2 protein-coding genes are annotated in these 3,462 nt (G+C 38.5%); both read right to left on the bottom strand.

Annotated features, from left to right (window positions below; all coding sequences use genetic code 11):
• Positions 1–288: 288 nt before the first annotated feature.
• Entirely contained in the window at positions 289–1,200 is a 912-nt protein-coding gene (locus O9295_RS04255) for a peptide arginase family protein (RefSeq protein WP_288031952.1), read from the bottom strand.
• Positions 1,201–1,290: 90 nt separating this feature from the next.
• Entirely contained in the window at positions 1,291–3,222 is a 1,932-nt protein-coding gene (locus O9295_RS04250; protein WP_288031949.1) for a TolC family protein, read from the bottom strand.
• Positions 3,223–3,462: the final 240 nt, after the last annotated feature.

Genomic DNA, 3,462 nt, shown 5'->3' with positions numbered 1-3,462 from the left:
AAACCATCGATGCGCCCATCATTTGATAGGCTATGGATTTCTTTTAACTTCTTAGCAAGTTTAATTAATGGAAACGGTGCTGCTGAGATAAGGATTTAGTCGATTTATGACCCCCTATCGAACCATACCAAGTAACGAAGAGCCAGTTTTTTCTGGTTTTCTGGGTTCATTGACCGTTTCCTCCTTTGATATATCCCTATTTTACTCGATTCTTCCACCGGTCTCCAGCGCACTCTTCTGCAAAACTGACTTGCTCCCGATTGACAGTGTTTATGAGTGGCAAAGTTGCTAAGTTTTAATCGATAAAATATCTTGGATAGATTTTACTTCTACTGGATAGATATCCTGTAGTTTTTTGATCAAATTAGATTCAATAAATTGCCATTGATCGCCTGGGGTATATCCACTAAATCTCGAACGACAAATATCAATTAATTTAGGCTGGATTTTATTCTCAATGAGAAAGGTGCTAAACTTCTCGATTCTTTCAAGAATTTCTGCTTGTGAAACTTTTAATGCTCGGTCTTTTTCGAGAAAAGATTCCATAATAGGCCGCTGCATATAAAAGTAAGATTTACCATTTTTCTCTTTCATCTTAGCGGTTCCACCTAGCTTAATCCGAGTCGGATCATAGGGGTTATTTAAGAAAGATTCATAGGTTTCTTTACTCACTTCTATTTCCCAAACTTCTCCCGCTTGGTTATCGCAAGAAAAATAGTCTAGATCGATATCCACAACTACAGTTTTTTCTTGATTGACAAGGGAATCTGTCGTCGTGATTAATTTATTTTTTAAAGGTTTTCTATCGAGATTAAAGAGTCCCGCCTTGTTGACATCTTCGGTTACAAATAAAATTTTTCCTTCCGCATTTAAGGAAAAAACGTGATTCATGACCTCGGTTTGTTCAGTATTATGGGTTTGTCTTAACCAGTAAAGTTCATTAAAAATCCCCTGATAAATACTGGGAATAATAAAATCTGCAATTCCTAATTCTGTATAAGTAAAGTTATAAATATTTTCTAAGTCACCATTGAGTGAGTTAAGAGAGTGGGATAGATTAGGAGTACCAAAGTCCGAATGTTCATCAACATGAAGTAAAAGGTTTTTGTTGGGCGGAATCCATCCGTTTAAGACAGCATAGTTCCAAATAAAAAATGCTTCGTGGTGTTCTTCCATGATTAACAAGGGAATAGCTGACATAGATTTCTCCTGTAATTAGATAATTATTCAGTTGACAGATTAGCTAAAATAACGGTCTGTGTCAAGACAGAAAAGTTCAGGTTTCTTCAGCTAATTTTTCCCACGTCTGAAGCCAGCGGCTCGTTGTAGTTGAGCAAATGAACGATTATAAGTAATAATAGCATTGATTAAATTGTTCTGAGCCCGAACTAAACGATTTCGTGCATCGAGTACTTCCGTTTGGGTATTAACCCCAAGATCAAAACGGATTTCGGCTGCTTGAAGTGCCTCTTCCGCTCGCTTGATACTTTGAGTAGCCGTCTCAATATTCCTTAATTGGGGTTGTAGCTGATAATAGGCCCTTTCTACTTCTAGGCGAATGTTATTCGCTGTTTCCGAATACTGCTGCTCGGCGATTGCCATCCCTGTGGCGGCTTGTTTCGCTCTAGAGGTTGCGGCTCCCCCGTCAAAAAAAAGCCAGTTAAAGTTTAAACCGAAAGCATAACCATCCTCAGTTCCCTTTGGGCTAAAGGGATTGGGATCTTCAGTGGCAAGGGATAATACATTATATTCAGCAAAAAGACTGAGGCTTGGTCTGATAGCAGCTAAGGCTAACTGTTGCTCGGCACCACTGCGTTGACGTTGGGCTAATCTTTGCTCTAGCTCCACGCGGTTTTTAAAAGCTAAGAGGATAGTTTCATCTAAAGGCAACTGCCATACTCCAGTTTGACTGACGGGATCAGCCGATGTCGGGGTTATCGAAGCAGGCAAATTCAAGATAGTTGCTAAATTTCGACTGGTTGTTTTTTGGATTGCTTGATTATTCCGCAGTTCCTGAATGGCATTATCTAAATCGACTTGAGCATTGAGTAAATCCAACTTAGTAGCTAAACCAACATTGAGCATTAATTCGATGCTTTCAAGTCTTTTGCTTCGGTCATTGACATCGTTCTGGAAAATCAACACCTGAGCATCAGCCTGTTGTAAATCGTAATAAGCAAGAGCTACATCTAGGATTAATTGATCTTCTATCTTCGTCACTTCCAATTCATTAATTCTTAGGGTTTCTTTGGCCGAGTTAATGTTAGCCTGTCTGCCAGGAGAATAGATTTTATAAGATAATGAGAGTTTTCCATCTACTGTTGTCGTGACAAAATTACTAATTTGGGAAATACTTTGTCGTGTCGATGCAATCTGATTCTGCTGTGACTGCAATGAAGTTTGAGCTTGTTGCAAATCCCTCGTTAAAAATTCTAGCTCAATGCTTTTTTGGATTTGGGTCTGTCCAGCTAATTGAGTTACGGCTGATTGCGGGACAAAAAAAGGACTTAGAGCTTCTATTTGTTGCGCTAAATCGGGAGCTATATCGGTGGGGGGGGAGGGTACAATAATGTTGTTAATTTGGTCTAATTCCTCTTGCTTGGCATTAACCCGCCCTTGCAGAAAATTAACAAGTGCTTGGCTATTTTGTAGCTGTGTTTCAAAACCATTGAGGGTGGCGATTTGCTGTTTTTCGTTTGCCTGAGCGGCAAGTTCACCACTAGCCGATAAAACCCGCGTTGCTGTTGTAGAAAATGATAAATTAGGATACAGAGCAGCCATAGCTTCTGCTAACCCGGCACGACTTGATTCTAATTGGAGGATGGCTATTTTTAATTGCTGATTGTTGCGCTTTGCTAGTTCGATTGCTTGTTCTAAAGTAATGGCTATTAAATGTTCTTGACTTTGCTTTATGTCTTGTTCAGTTGGCAAAAGCAAGGGGCTAGGGTTGGAATTTAGCTCGGAGGGAAAACTCTGATTTTGTTTCTCCATTGGAATTTCTACAATATCATTACTAATTTTTTTCGACTTTCTCTCAAGATAATTTTGTTTTTGATGCAATAGTTTTGGTTCAAAGTTAGTTTTTCTGCTGCTATTTTTAAGTGAATATACATCTGGAAATTGGCTTGAAAAACTTGTTTGTACAGGATTTGCTTCCGCAAATTCTACCTCTGTCAAACTCAAGATCAATATTGAAGAGTTGACTAAAATTTCTCTTAGCATCGTTTTTAGTTAATTGTTTTGGTTTTTCAACAGATATTATATCATGCGCCAATTCAAAAATGAAACGCATCAGCCTTAAGAGTTGATAGTGAACTACTCTGGCTCTTCGGGAATTGTTATGCAAATAATTAACTTAAAATAAAATTCGATGAGAGTACCTACGCCCAAAAGTAGCTGAAATCCATACAGGGAAGGACTTAAGGCACAAACAGGTTAATACCAAAAGATAGACAATTGAGT

Origin of the sequence: Microcystis sp. LE18-22.4A, from assembly GCF_027531105.1 — a bacterium.
Lineage (GTDB): Bacteria > Cyanobacteriota > Cyanobacteriia > Cyanobacteriales > Microcystaceae > Microcystis > Microcystis aeruginosa.
This window is presented reverse-complemented; position numbering and strand designations above follow the sequence as displayed.

What these genes read in the sequence shown, in the direction of transcription:
- O9295_RS04250 (WP_288031949.1), bottom strand. Translation starts at nt 3,222, where the DNA reads ATGCTAAGAGAAATTTTAGTCAACTCTTCAATATTGATCTTGAGTTTG.
- O9295_RS04255 (WP_288031952.1), bottom strand. Translation starts at nt 1,200, where the DNA reads ATGTCAGCTATTCCCTTGTTAATCATGGAAGAACACCACGAAGCATTT.